Origin of the sequence: Nocardia sp. CA-119907 (genome assembly GCF_050955995.1) — a bacterium.
Taxonomy (GTDB): Bacteria; Actinomycetota; Actinomycetes; order Mycobacteriales; family Mycobacteriaceae; genus Nocardia.
The window spans coordinates 1,017,967-1,034,924 of record NZ_CP192091.1; the positions used below are offsets into that span (position 1 = coordinate 1,017,967).

The window sequence follows — 16,958 nt, forward strand, 5'->3', positions numbered from 1 at the left end:
TTTACGGGGCGTACGTCACACCCTCGCGTCGAGCCGCCTCTACTCTCACTTGTCGGTCCCGCCGAGCAGGACGGGCAATGAGTGCCGCGCAGCGATTCGATGAGAGGTGATCGCCGGTGACCAGTGGCCCCGACTCCGACCTGCCCGCGAAACTCGGCAAACCCGCCGAACGCGCCCTGGCCGCCGCCGGAATCCAGCACCTGGCCGACCTGACCAGCTGGACCGAACGCGACGTCGCCGCCCTGCATGGCGTCGGCCCGACCGCCATCGTCAAACTCCGCACCGCCTTGGCCGAACGCGGCAAAAGCTTCGCCTGAGCGCTGCGCCACGGGACGATCGGCGATCTCGCCGGTACTATCCCAGGCAGGGCCGAGGGGAGGGGCGGGGTTGAAATCACTAGGGCCGCATGATCTTCGCACGGTGGGCCGCCATCGCTTATTCGGTGTAATCGGGCAGGGGGCGATGGGGCGAGTGCTGCTCGGGCGATCGCCGGACGGACGCCTCGTCGCGGTCAAGATGATTCACCGCCACCTGGCACAGAACCCGGAATTCCGCGCCCGCTTCCGTCTCGAGGTCGAGGCATCACAGCGTGTCACCGGTGCCTATACCGCCGCGGTCATGGATGCCGACCCCGATGCCGCCGAGCCGTGGCTGGCCTCGGTGTTCGTACCGGGCCCATCCCTACACGCCGCCGTCGACCAATTCGGCCCGATGTCGCTGGGCGGACTCCGATTGCTCACCGCGGGCCTGGCGTCGGCACTCATGGAAATCCATCGTGTGGGCATGGTGCACCGCGACCTCAAACCCAGCAATGTGCTGCTCGCTGAGGATGGTCCGCGGGTCATCGACTTCGGTATCGCCCGGGCGCTGGAGGGTGATCCCCAGCTCACCAGCACCGGCTCGCTCATCGGGTCGCCCGCCTTCATGTCGCCCGAGCAGGCCGAAGGCCGACAGCTCACCGCCGCCAGTGATGTCTTCTCCGTTGGTGCCATGCTGTTGTTCGCCGCGACCGGACAGAGCCCATTCCTCGGGGCGTCGCCGCCGCAGACCTTGTACAACGTGGTGCACAACCGGGTCGACACGAGCCGAGTGCCGACAATATTGCGCCCGGTGCTCGATGCGTGCCTCGATAAGCGCCCCGCCTATCGCCCGACGCCCGCTCAGCTGCTCGAATCGGTCGACGCAGTGACCGCGCAGTCCAGCTGGTCGGGCGGGGTGCGGCAACAGATCGCGCGGGCGCGGGCCGATGCGGAACGATGGGTGGCGCTGGACGGGCGGATCCGAGATCCCGAGAAGCGAAGGCGTCCGGCTCGATGGGCAATTGTCGCGGCTGCGGTGACGTTGCTGGTGGCAGGCGGGACCACGGCGGTGCTGCTCACTCGCATCGAGCCCACACCGGATCCGCTGGCGAACAAGTCTCTCGATTTGTCCGATGATCAACTGCGGCTGGTCGACTCGTGCAAACTGCTCGGCTCCGATGTGGTCGGTTCGCTTGGCCAACCGCTAAAACCCAAGCTGACGAATTCTTCGGTCTGCAGTACACAGTTCGCGACCGCTGACGGCGAGAAGCCCGCCATGACGATTAGCGTGGGGACCGTACTTGCGGGATCGCGCAACGAAACCGGCACCTCGGTTGCGGGTAAATCGGTACTCGATACAACAACCGAAACGCGGTCGTGCGCCCGGGGTATCGCGCTTCGCGCCAAACCATTCGTCGGTGTCGAGCTGAAGATCAGTCTGGCGGACGGGGATGTCTGTGAGTTGGCTGCGCAGGCCCTGAAAGCTGTTGTCACGCGATTGGCGACAGATCCGCCGCGCGTCAGTCCGCCGAAGCAGTCGGTTGTGCCGATGGACCCCTGCGCATCGGTCGATCCAACGGTTATTGCAGCCACGACGGGATCGACAGCCGAGCCTTCGCCGGTAAACGTACACACCTGCTCATGGAACGGCACTAATTTCGGCCTCATCACTGTCCGAACGGATGAGGAACCACGGGTCGACGACAATTCGAGGTACAGCAACCTTGTGGTGGACGGCGGCAAGCTGGGCGGTCTCGCCTCGACGCGCATCACCACCAGCAGTGGCGTCTGCACAACAATTCACCTGGTACGCCCGACCATCGAAGATCGGGGGGAATTGATCACCGTAATAGTCGTACCCGCAGATCGAACGGCTGTCGAGGCTGCCTGTGCCGCAACTGAATCGGTACTCCGTGGGGTTGTCGACAGATTGAGGAAATCCTGATGGTGACGCAGCTGCAGCCCGGTGACCCCGACCGCATCGGCAGATACCGACTGCTGGGTCAGCTCGGTGCCGGTGGCATGGGGCGGGTGCTGCTCGGCGTCGGGCCCGATGGCCGCTTGGTCGCGATCAAACAGGTGCACGCGCACCTGATTACCGAAGAGGACTTCCTGCCACGCTTCCGACGCGAGGTGCAAACCTCCGCGCGTGTATCGGGCGCTTTCACCGCGGCCGTGATCGACTTCGACATCGACTCTGAAACACCTTGGCTTGCATCGATTTTCGTACCAGGTATGCCCTTGGACAAGGCGGTGCAAGACTGTGGTCCGCTACCTTCTGCGCAAGTGCGATCCCTCGCGATCGGCCTTGCCTCCGCATTGCGTGCGATTCACGGCGTCGGGTTGATCCATCGAGATCTCAAACCCGCCAACGTTATCCTCGCCGAGGATGGTCCGCGCGTTATCGACTTCGGTATAGCTCGTGCCGTCGAAGGTCGATCCGAACTGACCCACACCGGCTCGATCATCGGCTCACCTGCCTTCATGTCGCCCGAACAGGCGCAATCCGAGGCGCTGACCCCCGCCAGCGACGTCTTCTCCCTTGGCGCTGTTCTAGCGATGGCAGCGGGTGGCAAGAGCCCCTTCGCCGGATCTTCCCTGCCGCACACGCTCTACAACATCGTGCACACCCAGCCCGACCTCAGTGGCCTCCTGCCGGAGGTGCGTCACCTCGTCGAGCCCTGTCTGCGCAAGGACCCGAAAACCCGCCCCACCCCAGCGGGAATCCTCGACTTTTTGGGACCGCTTCCGCCCCAGGCGTATCCATGGTCCGCCGCGGTCCACGAGGCTATCCGCGCACAGGGCGCGGAACTGTCTGCACTGCTCACCGATCCGGAAGCGACGCAGATCGTCGGTGCGGACACGACCGGCCCCGGGGCCGGTCCGAGCTTCGATGAGAAACTCCGGCAGCTCGAGGCACGGTCGCCGAACCGATCGGATCGGCGCAAACAAAAGCGGGCCTTGATCGGTGCGCTCATGGGAGTGGTGGTTCTGCTCGGCGCGGCCGTGACCGGTGCGGTTGCGCTCAGCGGAGGTGGGTCGAACCCCGATAGACCGAACCCGCTCGCCGGGTTCAACATGACCAAGCTGCGGTCCATCGATGTGTGCGCCGCCATGAACGATCCGTTGGTCGATTCCCTGGGGGAATGGGAGCGGAAACCGGTCTTCGGCGATTGGGGATCCTGCAATGCGACTGCAGGTGGGTATTCGATCACCGTGGCCGCCGAGCGGATCGATGGATTTCGAGACAGCAGCAGGAAAGTCAGCGGAGTTCCTGTGCTCGAGAACCCTGCGGCTGCGAACAATCAGTGCGACCGGGCGTTGTTGCCCGCAGCCGCCGACCCGCAGTTCGGAATCGTCGTTCGTGTGGGGGCGACGCACCAGGGTTCGGCCGACGAACTTTGCCGAATCTCGGACGAAGCCGCAGCAGCGCTGGCTCGTAATCTCACTGTCAAAGTGCCGCAGCTGCAGAACTTTCGTGGTTCGCTGGCACGTCACGACCCCTGTGCGGTGGTCGACACCATCACCTTGAAACTATCGATCGGCGAACTGGTTCATGGGACGCCGGACTTGCTGCATACCTGTAAGTGGATTTCCGCCAATACAGTCACCGTGTACCTCTGGACGCACACTCCGTCCAACGAGCAGAAACCGATTCATTTCGACTTCGGTGGCGGGAATGTGGTCGATGTCGACGAGGCCGAGATGAAGTCGACCTCGTGCACTCGGGATGGGGTATACCGCCCTGCCACCGATGGGCGGCCGTCCGAGGTGGTGACGGTCTCGGTTGCGGGTTCCTCGGTCGGGGAACATCCTGAGCTGCGGTGCCTCGGCGCGCGGCAGATCCTGCAGAACATTCTCGACAATCTTCCCAAGGTGAGCCGATGATGCGCGGCCGGACGTTTTCAGCTTTGCGCACGGTCGCCGTGCTTGCCGCTGTTGTCGTCGTATCCGGATGTGGCGCGACTGTCCATGGCACGGGTGTCGCGGCCGAAATCGATGTGCGCACACTCGATGTCGGCACATCGCCGACGTCGCCCCCCAAACTGTCGTCACATCTGAGCGACCTCGGATACCGGCGCCTCGAGGCCGCCCGGATGTCGGATGCGGTGCTGAGCCCACATGAGGTGGACGGCAAGTACACCGGTGGTGCTGCGGCGGCCGCGCACACCGAGGCGAAGTCGGTGACCTTCTACTTGGCCGATGCCGTCGTGCCGGTACTGCAGAAATACGACTTCGTCGTGGGGTTCTCGACTGGATCCGCCGACGACTCACGCCCGCTGACCAAAGCCACGCATGGTAGTCACGAGCGGGAGGGCCTGGTGATAACGGTACTTCGGTTTCCGGATGCGACGGCGGCAGAGGCCGCGGCAAAGGAGCTCGATACCGTGGATTTCGGGCTCAACCCAGAGAATGTCGCGGTCACCCTGCCCAAATATCCGACATCTAGCGCGCACTGGCGGCCGTCGGTTCCTACCCTCGGCAGTACGACCGCGCACGGAGTTTACGTGGTGAGCGTCCTTGCGGATGCTCGGACAACGGATCTCACTCGGCTGACCGAGATGACGCAGAAATACCTCGACGCCGAACTTCCGGAACTGGACAAATTCGTCCCAACTCCGATCGGCAAATTCAAAACCCTGCGTCAGGATCCGGATAGCGTCCTCATTCGTGCTCTGCATGCTGGTGGAGTCGTTCCGGAACCCGATGGCCAAGGCGAGGTCGTCTACACCGCGCGTGGTTATCTGAACTACATCCTCGATCAGGGCGGACGATTCCCGGTGTTGCAGCGCGCTGGTGTGGATCGGGTCGCGATGACGCCGAGCGTACTGGTATTCCGAACACGAGACGACGCGGCCGCAACCGTATTCGTCACTGAATCCGTGGAATTGGGTGCGGCGGTTGATCGCCGTGCGGTCGATCCACCCGAGGACGTTCCGAATACGGCCTGTGTCCAGGACTATTCGGCGCAATCCTCCGACGCGCAGTTCCGGTGTTTCGTCGCCTACCGGCGCTACGTCGCGTTGCTCCTGGGCCGTCGATTGTGGGAGACCCAGCAGCGGGCAGCGGCACAGTACACCTTGTTCGCCAACAGTCGATGACGCCTTGTTCGCTCGCCGTCAGTAGCCGCGGTATGCGCCACCGGAATTGACCGCCGCAACACCTGGCACATTGCCGAGCGATCCGTATGTGTCGATCGAATACCGAACCCCAGCGATGATGTTGTCGACCGGATTCCAGATATCGTCGTGGCCGGGCGCTTTGTATGCGTTGAAAGTGCTGTCGATGGTCTGCATGAGTCCTTTGGAGGGATGCCCGGCCACCCAGTTGCTGTCCCAGCGATTTTCGGCGTATGGGTCGCCCGCGGACTCGTGCTGAATTATCAACGCGATAGCGTTCTCATCAATATCCTTCGGGTCGTACCCCATGGCGATGAGCGCCTTCTTCGCATCCTCGATCCACTTGGCCACATCGCCGCTCGGCTTCGCTCCGGTTGGTGCGCTCGAACCGGTACTGCCGGAATACAGTGAGCTCGAAGAGGATCCGGAGCTGCTGCCGTTGTGACTACTCGACACATAGCTGGGCTTGCCCGTATCGGAGGTGGATGTGGTCGAGCTCGGTGCCGTGCTGGTGTTCTGCGGCTGCGACGCAATGGCATTCGCGTCGCCGAGGCCGTCGTAGGCGGTCTGGAGTTTGGTGACCGCCTGATCCACCTGGACCTTCGCCTGTTCAGCCACGGCTTCGGCCTGCGCGAGCGCGTTGACAATGTCCGATTGCCATTTCGCGGCGTCCAGTCCGGCCTGACCGGTGAGCCGGTTGGCTTCGGACTCGTTCAGATTCGCCTTGTACCAAGCGATTCGGTCATTGGCGTCGACAGTGCCGTCGGTGGCGACGTGGAAGCCCGGTTCGGTCTTCGCGCCAGGGACCGGGCAGGTCGGGTTGGTGGCCAGGTCGCGCAGCGAGAGCACCTTCTGCTTGGCATTGTTCAGGTTGTCGACCTGGGATGTGAAGGCGGTCTGGAGATCGCGCAGTGCCTGACTCAGCGCGGAGGCGCGGGTCTTTTCGGTCTCCATCCGCGTATTGGCGGCAGTAGCGGCCACGCCGGACCACGTCTTGTCGGTTCCCAGTCTCGCGGTGTCCTCGGTGCCCTTGCGGACCGCGGTATCCAGGTCCGTCGAGATCTTGCCCGCGTTGTTCGCGGCGGTGGTGAGGTTGCCGGGCTCCCATTTGGCGACGTCGTCGATGGTGAGGGTCATGGCAGTTGCAACCCGATCGTCTTCAGGTTGTTGGTGAAGTCGGCCTCGGCGACTTCGAAGGCGCCCGCCGCGTTGTGGGTGATCGAGGCGATCTTCTCGAGGCGCTCGCCGATTCGGGTCAGGCCGCGGTTGACGACATCGGTGGCCGGTTGCACCGCGGCGCCGAATTGGGTGCCGGGCAATGCGTTGATCGCGGCATTGAAGCCGTCACCGGCATTGAGCTTTTTGATGCCGTTCGCCTCATCGCCAAGACTTTTGGCGAAGGTCTGTAGCGCGCCCGCGTCGACCCGCAATGTTCCCGGGTCATTGGTATCCACCACGGAAAAACTCCCCCTTCGTCCCCACCTCAGGTCGCGGTCAGCATAGCAAAAACGGGCGGTGTGGACAGGGGGCCGAAGGGGGCGGTTAGGTTGGTTACGGCGTCGGTGATGATGTGAGTGTCGCCGAGTGGACAGAGAGGTCGGGATATGCGCGCAGCCCAGGTCAGCAAGCTGGAGGGGCCGGAAGCGATCGAGGTCGTCGAGATCGCCGAGCCCGCGGCCTATCCCGGGGGTGTGGTCATCGATGTGCACGCGGCCGGGGTGGCGTTTCCCGATGTGCTGATGACGCGCGGTCTGTACCAGATGAAGCCGGAGCTGCCGTTCGTCGTCGGCGGTGAGATCTCCGGGATCGTGCGCGAGGCTCCGGAGGGCGCGCACGTCGAGGCGGGCGACCGGGTGGTCGCGCTGACGCTGCTCGGCAATGCCATGGCCGAGGTGGCGGTCGTACCGGCGCAGATGGTGTTCCGCCTGCCGGACAACGTATCGCTGGAGGCCGGGGCCGGGATCCTGTTCAACGATCTGACCGTGCACTTCTGCCTGCGCAACCGCGGCAGGCTGGCCGAGGGGGAGACCGTGCTGGTGCACGGCGCGGCCGGCGGCATCGGCACCTCGACGCTGCGCATGGCCGCGGCGCTGGGTGCGGGCCGGGTCATCGCGGTGGTGAGTACCGAGGAGAAGGCGGCCGTCGCGCGCGCCAACGGCGCTACCGATGTGGTGCTGACCGACGGCTGGCTCGCGGCGGTCAAGGAACTCACCGGTGGTCGCGGTGTGGATATCGTGCTCGATCCGGTCGGCGGCGACCGGTTCACCGACAGCATCCGCAGCCTGGCCTCGGCCGGTCGTCTGCTGGTGGTCGGCTTCACCGCGGGGGCGATCCCCACGGTCAAGGTGAATCGACTGTTGCTGAAGAATGTCGAGGTGACCGGCGCGGCCTGGGGCGAATGGGTAATGACCCATCCGGGCTACCTGACCGAACAGTGGGCCGAAGTCGAGCCCCTGCTGGCCTCCGGCAAGATCACCCCGCCGGAGCCCGTGCTCTACCCGCTGGAGCGCGCCGCCGAGGCCGTCGCCTCCCTCGACAATCGCACCGCCACCGGCAAAGTCGTTGTCACCCTGCGCTGATGATGCTGTCCAATCGGGTACTGAACCGGACCTTGCTCGCGCGTCAGCATCTGCTGGAGCGTTCGACGCTGAATGTGTTCGAGATGTGTGAGCATCTGGTCGGCTTGCAGGCGCAGGATTCCCCGCCGCCGTTCGTCGGATTGTGGAGTCGCATAGCGGATTTCGATCCCGCGACGGTTTCGGCCGGGCTGGAGGAACGCGCGCTGGTGCGGATCACGTTGATGCGCGGCACGATTCATCTGGTGACGCCGCCGGATGCGCTGCGCATCGCCCCGCATATTCAGCCAGAGCTCGAAAAGGTCCCCTTCCGAAAGGGTTTCAACTACGGCGCGATGGTCGGGTTGGATCCGGATGAGGTGCGCGAGCACGGTGAGGCGGCACTGGGCGATGAGCCGATGTCGGCGGCCGAGCTGCGCGCCGAGGCCGCGGCGATCTACCCGGATCGCGATGCCGGTGCGGTGCTGCAGACCTGGCTGTACCAATTGCCGGTGCTGCAGACCCCGCCGCGCGGCAAGTGGAAGGACAACAGCAGGCCGGTGTGGTCCCGCGTCGAGCCCTGGCTGGGCGCACCGCTGGATCCGAGCTATCCGCTGGCGGAGTTGGTCTTTCGCTATCTGCGCGCCTTCGGCCCTGCCAGCACCATGGATATGCAGACCTGGTCGAAGCTGACCGGTATGAAGGCCGCGGTGGCGCAACTCGGCGACCGCCTGCGCACCTATACCGACGAACGCGGCCGCACCCTCTACGACGTCGCCGACGGCGAACTCGCCGATCCGGACCTGCCCGCCCCGGTCCGTCTGCTCGGCTGGTACGACAATGCGATCCTGTCCCATCAGGATCGGTCCCGCATCGTGCCCGACGGCGCGGCACCACCACTGCGCGCATTCGCCGCCGCTGTTTCACCGGTCCTGGTCGACGGCTTCCTCGCGGGCTTCTACAAGATCTTCTTGGAGAAGGGCGTCGCCCGACTGCGCATAACGCCGATCAGGAAGTGGACGGCCGCGGAACGCCGGGCTGTGGACGCCGAAGCCCATGCGCTGGTCGGCTTCCTGGAGGCGGATAAGCAGCCGAGCGTCGAAATCCTCGATGTGGGCGCCGATTTGCGGCCCTGACGAGGTTGGCCGGGACGGCGCTGGCTCCGCCTATATGCCCGGCGCTACATCGAGCGTGGTTGCCGCCGCACCCGGACCACGGGCAGCGGTTGACCGGGTCCGGCCACCATCTGCTCGGCGATATCGATTGCCACCAGCACGGCCGCGGTGAGTCCGACCACGGCGATGGCGGGCAGCATCGACGACACCAGCGCGACGACGATCAAACCCAGCGCCGCCGCGATGCGGGTCGTGGCCACATTGCCCAGCATGCGCCACCGATTCACCACCAGGGCCATGAGGAACAGCGCAGCGCCGCCCGGTGCCAGTGCGGCGGCAACACCGTGTGCGATATGACCGGGATCGGCCACCGCATGACCCAGCCCGACCGCCACCGCGACCAGCCCGGCCACCAGCCCCAAATGCCCGTAGCTCAGCACGTCCCGCACGATCAACCCGGGCGCGGGCATGGTCGTCAGTGCGTGCTCGAGCAATCGCGCCGAGCGATGGAAGTAGATCCACCACAGCCCCGCGCCGACCAGGAAGGCCAGCACCAGCGTGGTCACCACCTCCGGATCGAGATCGGTCGATGCGGCCTGCGCGCCCGCGTCGACCACCGATTCACCCAGCGCGATAATGATGAACAGGCCGAACCGCTCCACCAGATGCGAGACCCCGATCGCCCGGTTGCGCACGGCCCTGCCGTACAGCAGCGGTGCGCCCAACTGCACCACCAGCGCCCCGGTCCAGACCCAGATACGCGTATGTTCCGGCAGCGGCGCGCTCGCGAAAATCGCTATGGCGGTGACCAATCCGATGCTGAACGGATTGATGGCGGTCTCGAAGCCGTGGGTGCGGGTGACGGCGATGAACAGCACGATGCGCAACAGCAGATGCGCCCCCGCGAAAACCATTGCGGCCCCGCGTGGTTGATCCAGTGCGGCGGGCGCCGCCACCGCCATCAAGTAGATGAACAGCCCGCAACCGAACAGCACGAGACGTTGGGCATTGGTCTCCTCGACGGTATTCACCAGAATGGTGACGCCGACCCAGCCCCACCACAGCGGTGCGAGCAGGACCAGGGCGTGGCCGAGAGTGGCGATCGAGGTGTGCTGGCCGAGCACATGCGCGGTCTGGGTGACCGCGAAGACCAGGACCAGATCGAAGAACAACTCGGCCCAGGTGGCGCGGGCATGGGGTGTGGCGGTGTTGGATTCGGCAGGCTCGCTCATCGAAATCTCGTACTCGGTGACACAGGACTACGAGACTAGATGGGGGTCAGTGCTCGGGGTTGTCCCGGTAGGCGGGTGCTTTGGTGGTCCCGGTCGGTGTCAGCGTGCGCAATAGCGGCAGCGTCCGGTGCGCGATGACCGTCGACAGCACGATCACGCTGTGCGAACGCACCACCGAACTCGTCCGGTCGATACTCAACAACACCGCCTGCAGCCCGGCATGGGAATCCGCGCCGATCCGGCACAGCACATCACCGGAGCCCGTGGTCGCATACGCCTCTAAAACCCCTGGAATCGCGTCGAGTTCGGCCGCCACGGTATCCAGCGCACCCTGTGCGATCTCCAGCGTGACGAAGGCCTGCACATCGAAACCCGCTGCGGTGACATCGATCTGCGGATCATAGGACGCGATGACGCCCGACTCCTCCATCCGTCCGATGCGCGACTGGACGGTGGCCCGCGCGACTCGGGTGCGCCGGGACAGTTCGAGAATGCCCGCCTTCTGATACTCGTGCATCGCGGTGAGGATGGCGAGATCGAGTTCATCCAGTTTCGCGGGCGTGCGCGACATGACAGCCTCCGTTCGGGGCGCGACCGGCGTGATGCTGGTCACTGACGATGCTATTCAAATTGTCCAGCATCAGGGGTGAGTTCCTAGCCGAATTCGCCACAGTGTCTATCGAAAATCGGTGATGTTGCCTATCCAGTGGGGCGGCGATTTCCTTGGATCATGACCATCGAGCACCTGCCGAACTCCCAGCGACATAGCGGCCCGCCACCCACCGACGGCGACCTGCGCAGGCTCGTCGGGCTCGTCGATCACGATGACGCCGTCGATCCGTTTCCGGTCATCGGCTGGGATGCGCTGGTCTGGGTGGTCGGCAACGCGACCCAGACCGCCCACTTCCTGGAGTCCGCCTTCGGCATGCGGCTGGAGGCCTACTCGGGCCCGGAGACCGGCAACCGCGATCACAAGGCCTATGTGCTGCGCAGCGGCGCGGCCAGATTCGTCGTCACCGGCGCGGTCGCACCGGACAGCCCGCTGGTCGCCCACCACGACCGGCACGGCGACGGCGTCGTCGATATCGCGCTGGAGGTGCCGGATGTGGACCGCTGCATCGAGTGGGCGCGCACGCACGGCGCGACGATTCTGGCCGAACCACATGACGACACAGACGAATTCGGCACCGTCCGGTCGGCGGCACTGGCCACCTACGGCGAGACCAGGCACACGCTGATCGATCGCTCCAGGTACTACGGGCCGTACCTGCCCGGGTATATCGCCCGCCGCTCCGCCTATCAGCCGCGGCCCGGCACGCCGACCCGGCTGTTCCAGGCCATCGACCATGTCGTCGGCAATGTCGAGCTGGGCATGATGGACGAGTGGGTCGAGTTCTACCGCCGGGTCATGGGTTTCACGAATATGGCCGAATTCGTCGGCGACGATATCGCCACCGAGTACTCCGCGCTCATGAGCAAGGTGGTGGCCAATGGCAATCACCGGGTGAAGTTCCCGCTCAACGAACCCGCGGTGGGTAAGAAGCGTTCCCAGATCGACGAATACCTCGAGTTCTACCGCGGCCCCGGCGTGCAGCACATCGCACTGGCCACCAGCGACATTCTCGAATGCGTCGACGTATTGCGCCGCGAGGGCGTCGAATTCCTCGAAACACCCGACACCTACTACTCCGATCCCGAACTGCGCGCCCGCATCGGCCATGTCCGCGTCCCGGTGCGCGAACTGCAACGCCGCGGCATCCTGGTCGACCGCGACGAGGACGGCTATCTACTGCAGATCTTCACCAAACCGCTCACCGATCGCCCCACCGTCTTCTTCGAACTCATCGAACGCCACGGCTCCCTCGGCTTCGGCAAGGGCAACTTCAAGGCCCTGTTCCAGGCGATCGAACGCGAACAAGCTGCCCGCGGCAACCTGTAGTCGCATACCGGTTCGTCAGATCACCGCACTACCAGCCACAACGGAGCGAGTCTTACGAGCGACCAAGGGGGCCGCGAACACGCCGCGCCCGCGCGGCCAGGATTTCAGTAGAGTTCATCGCATGCGGATCCCGTCGGCGATCGTCACCGGTCTGGCCTTGGCACTGACGCTAGCGGCCTGCGGCTCGGACGGTGACTCCGATTCCACGAATGCCCCGTTGCGGCCGCCGCCGAAGGTCGCCACGCTCGGCCCGTTCGTCGGTGAATGTGGCCATGTCACCGAACAAGAGGTTCGCGATATCGCCGGACTGCCTCAGCTCGCGCGGGTCTATCGGAACTCGGTCGGCTGCAATTTCCAGGCCGCCGGACTCGCTTCGCCGAGTGTCACTTTCGCGTCGTATCGGGGTAGCCCGATCGATCGCGAGAAGGCCTGGGTCTCCAATGTCGGCCGCAATCCGGAGACCATCGATGTCGGCGGCCGCAAGGGATTCCAGGCACTCGACCCCGGCGGTGCGGTCTGCGATCTCGCGGTGCAGCTCAATGACGACTTCTTCGAATGGTCGATGTCCTACGGACTGTTCTCCAGTCAGGGCAATCCGTGTGACCGGACCCGCAAGCTGGCCGAGTTGACCGTGCAGCGGCTGCAGTGAGGGGAACACAGATGAGTTCACGTCCGGGCCTCCGGATCGCGGCCGTCGCCGCCACGGTGTGCGCGGTCGCGCTGAGCGCCGGTGGCTGCGGTAAGACCGTCAAGGGCTCTGCGCATCCGGCGGGCGGCAGCGGAGCCACGACCGTCAATTCCAACTTCGACAAGCTGCTGCGTGAATGCGAGGTGGTCGGGCTCGACCAGATCGGTTCGGCGGTGGGCAATGCGAAGGTCGTCTCGCCGTCGTTCAACGGCGCGGTCTGCATGTGGGATGTCGAGGACGCACCCGGCGGCTCGGCCATGGTCACCCTCAACTGGTACGAGGAAGGCTCACTGAATAACGAGAAGTCCAATAACGACAAGCTGGGCTACAACACCGAGAACATCACCGTGCAGGGGCGGCGCGGTCTGAAGACGACCCGTCCGAACGATCCCGACTCGTGTGGGGTGAGTGCGGGCGCCGCCGATACCGGCATCATCGGCTGGTGGATCAACTACCGACCGGGCGGGCATCCCGATCCGTGTGCCGGTGCCCAGAAATTGGTCGAGCTGACCCTGAATCTGGCCAGGTAGCCCGGCCGGTGGTAGTGGCCCTCCGGTCGCATCGACCGACCCCACTTTGACCATGTGTCGAGGCCACGGGTATCGTGGATCGCTGTGCCCGGAAGCATGCGGGCAAGTTCGTGCGCAAACGTAGGCCAGCGAGAGCGGCCGACCTTTCCGGCGTGCCCGGAATTCGGACTATGTCTTGCGTGCGACACGCCCGACCTCGGGACGCGAGAAACGTGGCCGGACGTGCGAGTGAAGACTCGATGACACAGACATGAAGTTCCAGACACCGCGTTAACTAATTAAGGAAAGCCGGTCTATGCCAACCATCAACCAGCTGGTCCGCAAGGGTCGTCGCGACAAGGTCGCCAAGACCAAGACCGCGGCCCTCAAGGGGAGCCCGCAGCGTCGTGGCGTGTGCACCCGCGTGTACACCACCACCCCGAAGAAGCCGAACTCCGCGCTGCGCAAGGTCGCGCGTGTTCGCCTGACCAGCGCGGTCGAGGTCACGGCCTACATCCCGGGTGAGGGCCACAACCTGCAGGAGCACTCGATGGTGCTCGTTCGCGGCGGTCGTGTGAAGGACCTCCCCGGTGTTCGCTACAAGATCATCCGCGGGTCCCTCGACACCCAGGGTGTGAAGAACCGCAAGCAGGCCCGCAGCCGCTACGGCGCCAAGAAGGAGAAGAGCTGATATGCCACGCAAGGGCCCCGCACCCAAGCGTCCGCTGATCAACGACCCGGTCTACGGTTCGCCGCTGGTTACTCAGCTGGTCAACAAGATCCTGCTGGACGGCAAGAAGTCCACCGCCGAGCGCATCGTCTACGGCGCGCTGGAGCAGGCGCGCGAGAAGACCGGCACCGATCCGGTCGTCACCCTCAAGCGCGCGCTCGACAACGTCAAGCCGTCGCTCGAGGTCAAGCCCCGTCGCGTCGGTGGCGCCACCTACCAGGTGCCGGTCGAGGTTCGTCCCGGCCGTGCCAACACCCTGGCGCTGCGCTGGCTGGTCAACTTCTCGCGCGCCCGTCGCGAGAAGACCATGGTCGAGCGCCTCGCCAACGAACTGCTCGACGCCAGCAACGGACTCGGTGCTTCGGTGAAGCGCCGTGAGGACACCCACAAGATGGCCGAGTCCAACCGGGCCTTCGCGCACTACCGCTGGTGACGTCTGCCCGGCCCGTCGTTTTCTGGGTCGGGAGGCAGAGTCGGAATGCGGCACTTACCTGCCGCTTCCGGCGTTGACATAGAGACGACCACTGGGTCGTCCCCGAAAATCCCAACTAGCTACGAGCGGGGAAGATTTCCGTGGCACAGGACGTGCTCACCGACCTGAACAAGGTCCGCAACATCGGCATCATGGCCCACATTGATGCGGGCAAGACGACCACAACTGAACGCATCCTCTTCTACACCGGTATCACCTACAAGATCGGTGAAGTCCACGATGGCGCCGCCACCATGGACTGGATGGAGCAGGAGCAGGAGCGTGGTATCACCATCACCTCCGCGGCCACCACATGCTTCTGGAACAACAACCAGATCAACATCATCGACACCCCCGGGCACGTCGACTTCACCGTCGAGGTGGAGCGGTCGCTGCGCGTGCTCGACGGCGCCGTTGCGGTGTTCGACGGCAAGGAAGGCGTCGAGCCGCAGTCCGAGCAGGTGTGGCGTCAGGCCGATAAGTACAACGTGCCTCGGATCTGCTTCGTCAACAAGATGGACAAGCTCGGTGCGGACTTCTACTTCACCGTGCAGACCATCAAGGACCGCCTCGGTGCCAAGCCGTTGGTCATCCAGCTGCCGATCGGCGCCGAGGACACCTTCGAGGGCATCGTCGACCTGGTCGAGATGAACGCCAAGGTCTGGAAGGGCGAGACCAAGCTCGGCGAGAAGTACGAGATCGAGGAGATCCCGGCCGACCTCGCGGAGAAGGCCGAGCAGTACCGCCAGGAGCTGCTCGAGACCGTCGCCGAATCGGATGAGGCGCTGCTGGAGAAGTTCTTCGGTGGCGAGGAGCTCTCGATCGAGGAGATCAAGGGCGCCATCCGCAAGATGACGGTCAACTCCGAGATCTACCCGGTGCTGTGTGGTTCGGCGTTCAAGAACAAGGGCGTGCAGCCCATGCTCGACGCCGTGATCGACTACCTGCCGACCCCGCTGGACGACGGTGGCACCGACGGCCACATCCCGGGCAAGGAAGAGGAGATCATCCACCGCGACGCGAACACCAGCGAGCCGTTCGCGGCGCTGGCCTTCAAGATCGCCGTGCACCCCTTCTTCGGCAAGCTGACCTACGTCCGCGTGTACTCGGGCAAGGTCGACTCGGGCGCCCAGGTCATCAACTCGACCAAGGGCAAGAAGGAGCGGCTGGGCAAGCTGTTCCAGATGCACTCCAACAAGGAGAACCCGGTCACCGAGGCCGTCGCGGGCCACATCTACGCGGTCATCGGCCTGAAGGACACCACCACCGGTGACACCCTGTGCGATCCGCAGAACCAGATCGTGCTCGAGTCCATGACCTTCCCGGACCCGGTCATCGAGGTCTCCATCGAGCCGAAGACCAAGTCCGACCAGGAGAAGCTGGGCACCGCGATCCAGCGTCTGTCCGAAGAGGACCCGACCTTCTCGGTCAAGCTCGACCAGGAGACCGGCCAGACCGTCATCGGCGGCATGGGCGAACTGCACCTCGACATCCTCGTCGACCGCATGCGGCGCGAGTTCAAGGTCGAGGCGAACGTCGGTAAGCCGCAGGTGGCCTACCGCGAGACGATCACCAAGCCGGTCGAGAAGCTCGAGTTCACCCACAAGAAGCAGACGGGTGGCTCCGGTCAGTTCGCGAAGGTCATCATCGCCCTCGAGCCGTTCGTCGGCGAGGACGGCGCGACCTACGAGTTCGAGAACAAGGTCACCGGTGGCCGCGTGCCGCGCGAATACATCCCTTCGGTGGACGCGGGCGCGCAGGATGCCATGCAGTACGGTGTGCTCGCGGGCTACCCGCTGGTGAACCTGAAGGTCACGCTGCTCGACGGCGCGTACCACGACGTCGACTCGTCGGAAATGGCCTTCAAGATCGCCGGCTCGCAGGCCCTGAAGGAAGCGGCCCGTAAGGCCGGTCCGGTGATCCTCGAACCGCTGATGGCGGTCGAGGTCATCACGCCCGAGGATTACATGGGCGATGTGATCGGCGACCTGAATTCCCGCCGTGGCCAGATCCAGGCCATGGAGGAACGCAGTGGTGCCCGTGTCGTCAAGGCGCTGGTTCCGCTCTCGGAGATGTTCGGTTACATCGGCGATCTGCGGTCGAAGACCCAGGGCCGGGCGAACTACTCCATGGTGTTCGATTCGTACGCGGAGGTTCCGGCCAACGTGTCGAAGGAGATCATCGCCAAGGCGACCGGCGAGTAATACCGATCGGGGCAGGTGCAAGACTTGCCCCTATCAGCCGGGAGTCAGCACGACCCCCAATATGTAAACCGCACTGCTGCAACTGCACGCACCAA

At 64.6% G+C, this 16,958-nt stretch carries 16 protein-coding genes; 12 read left to right on the forward strand and 4 right to left on the reverse strand.

Features of this window, described 5'->3' with window-relative positions; translation table 11 throughout:
- Positions 1-116: 116 nt before the first annotated feature.
- From ACQP2D_RS04890 to ACQP2D_RS04905, 4 genes are read left to right on the forward strand one after another with little or no spacing between them, the layout of a single operon-like run.
- Positions 117-317: a DNA-binding protein gene (locus ACQP2D_RS04890; protein ID WP_433682521.1), complete on the forward strand. Its 201-nt coding sequence runs from the start codon at positions 117-119 to the stop codon at positions 315-317.
- On the forward strand, positions 247-2,244 hold the full coding sequence (locus ACQP2D_RS04895; RefSeq protein WP_433682522.1) for a serine/threonine-protein kinase: 1,998 nt from the start codon (positions 247-249) through the stop codon (positions 2,242-2,244). Before ACQP2D_RS04890 ends, ACQP2D_RS04895 begins: the two co-directional genes overlap by 71 nt.
- Entirely contained in the window at positions 2,244-4,187 is a 1,944-nt protein-coding gene (locus ACQP2D_RS04900) for a serine/threonine-protein kinase (RefSeq protein WP_433682523.1), read from the forward strand. The genes ACQP2D_RS04895 and ACQP2D_RS04900 overlap by 1 nt, the downstream gene beginning before the upstream one ends.
- The gene (locus ACQP2D_RS04905) at positions 4,184-5,401 is read left to right on the forward strand and encodes a DUF7373 family lipoprotein (RefSeq protein ID WP_433682524.1); all 1,218 of its coding nucleotides are present in this window, start codon (positions 4,184-4,186) and stop codon (positions 5,399-5,401) included. The genes ACQP2D_RS04900 and ACQP2D_RS04905 overlap by 4 nt, the downstream gene beginning before the upstream one ends.
- 18 nt (positions 5,402-5,419) lie before the next feature.
- Here the strand turns inward: ACQP2D_RS04905 and ACQP2D_RS04910 are convergent, their stop codons facing one another.
- Entirely contained in the window at positions 5,420-6,556 is a 1,137-nt protein-coding gene (locus ACQP2D_RS04910) for a transglycosylase SLT domain-containing protein (RefSeq protein ID WP_433682525.1), read from the reverse strand.
- Positions 6,553-6,876: a type VII secretion target gene (locus ACQP2D_RS04915; protein ID WP_433682526.1), complete on the reverse strand. Its 324-nt coding sequence runs from the start codon at positions 6,874-6,876 to the stop codon at positions 6,553-6,555. Before ACQP2D_RS04915 ends, ACQP2D_RS04910 begins: the two co-directional genes overlap by 4 nt.
- A gap of 147 nt (positions 6,877-7,023) precedes the next feature.
- Between ACQP2D_RS04915 and ACQP2D_RS04920 the strand changes: the two genes are divergently transcribed.
- Together ACQP2D_RS04920 and ACQP2D_RS04925 are read left to right on the forward strand one after the other, a co-directional pair.
- Positions 7,024-7,998: an NADPH:quinone oxidoreductase family protein gene (locus ACQP2D_RS04920; RefSeq protein ID WP_433682527.1), complete on the forward strand. Its 975-nt coding sequence runs from the start codon at positions 7,024-7,026 to the stop codon at positions 7,996-7,998.
- Entirely contained in the window at positions 7,998-9,110 is a 1,113-nt protein-coding gene (locus ACQP2D_RS04925; protein WP_433682528.1) for a winged helix DNA-binding domain-containing protein, read from the forward strand. Before ACQP2D_RS04920 ends, ACQP2D_RS04925 begins: the two co-directional genes overlap by 1 nt.
- 44 nt (positions 9,111-9,154) lie before the next feature.
- Here ACQP2D_RS04925 and ACQP2D_RS04930 read toward each other — a convergent pair whose 3' ends face one another.
- Entirely contained in the window at positions 9,155-10,321 is a 1,167-nt protein-coding gene (locus ACQP2D_RS04930; RefSeq protein WP_433682529.1) for a low temperature requirement protein A, read from the reverse strand.
- Between the two features lie 46 nt (positions 10,322-10,367).
- Positions 10,368-10,892 (reverse strand): Lrp/AsnC family transcriptional regulator, encoded by a 525-nt coding sequence (locus tag ACQP2D_RS04935; RefSeq protein WP_433682530.1) that lies wholly within the window; start codon positions 10,890-10,892, stop codon positions 10,368-10,370.
- Between the two features lie 159 nt (positions 10,893-11,051).
- Here ACQP2D_RS04935 and hppD point away from each other — a divergent pair, with 159 nt between their 5' ends.
- The 6 genes from hppD to fusA all read left to right on the forward strand — a co-directional run bounded on the left by hppD (position 11,052) and on the right by fusA (position 16,863).
- Entirely contained in the window at positions 11,052-12,260 is a 1,209-nt protein-coding gene (hppD, locus tag ACQP2D_RS04940; RefSeq protein ID WP_433682531.1) for a 4-hydroxyphenylpyruvate dioxygenase, read from the forward strand.
- Positions 12,261-12,381: 121 nt separating this feature from the next.
- The gene (locus tag ACQP2D_RS04945; RefSeq protein ID WP_433682532.1) at positions 12,382-12,909 is read left to right on the forward strand and encodes a DUF3558 domain-containing protein; all 528 of its coding nucleotides are present in this window, start codon (positions 12,382-12,384) and stop codon (positions 12,907-12,909) included.
- An 11-nt stretch (positions 12,910-12,920) separates the two neighbouring features.
- Positions 12,921-13,478: a DUF3558 domain-containing protein gene (locus tag ACQP2D_RS04950; RefSeq protein ID WP_433682533.1), complete on the forward strand. Its 558-nt coding sequence runs from the start codon at positions 12,921-12,923 to the stop codon at positions 13,476-13,478.
- 295 nt (positions 13,479-13,773) lie between these two features.
- Entirely contained in the window at positions 13,774-14,148 is a 375-nt protein-coding gene (gene rpsL, locus ACQP2D_RS04955; RefSeq protein WP_014353064.1) for a 30S ribosomal protein S12, read from the forward strand.
- Position 14,149: 1 nt separating this feature from the next.
- Complete coding sequence (gene rpsG, locus ACQP2D_RS04960; RefSeq protein WP_014353063.1) at positions 14,150-14,620, forward strand: 30S ribosomal protein S7; 471 nt, start codon at positions 14,150-14,152, stop codon at positions 14,618-14,620.
- Between the two features lie 140 nt (positions 14,621-14,760).
- Positions 14,761-16,863 carry an elongation factor G gene (gene fusA / locus ACQP2D_RS04965; protein WP_433682534.1) on the forward strand — a complete coding sequence of 701 codons (2,103 nt, stop codon included), beginning with the start codon at positions 14,761-14,763 and terminating at the stop codon, positions 16,861-16,863.
- Positions 16,864-16,958: the final 95 nt, after the last annotated feature.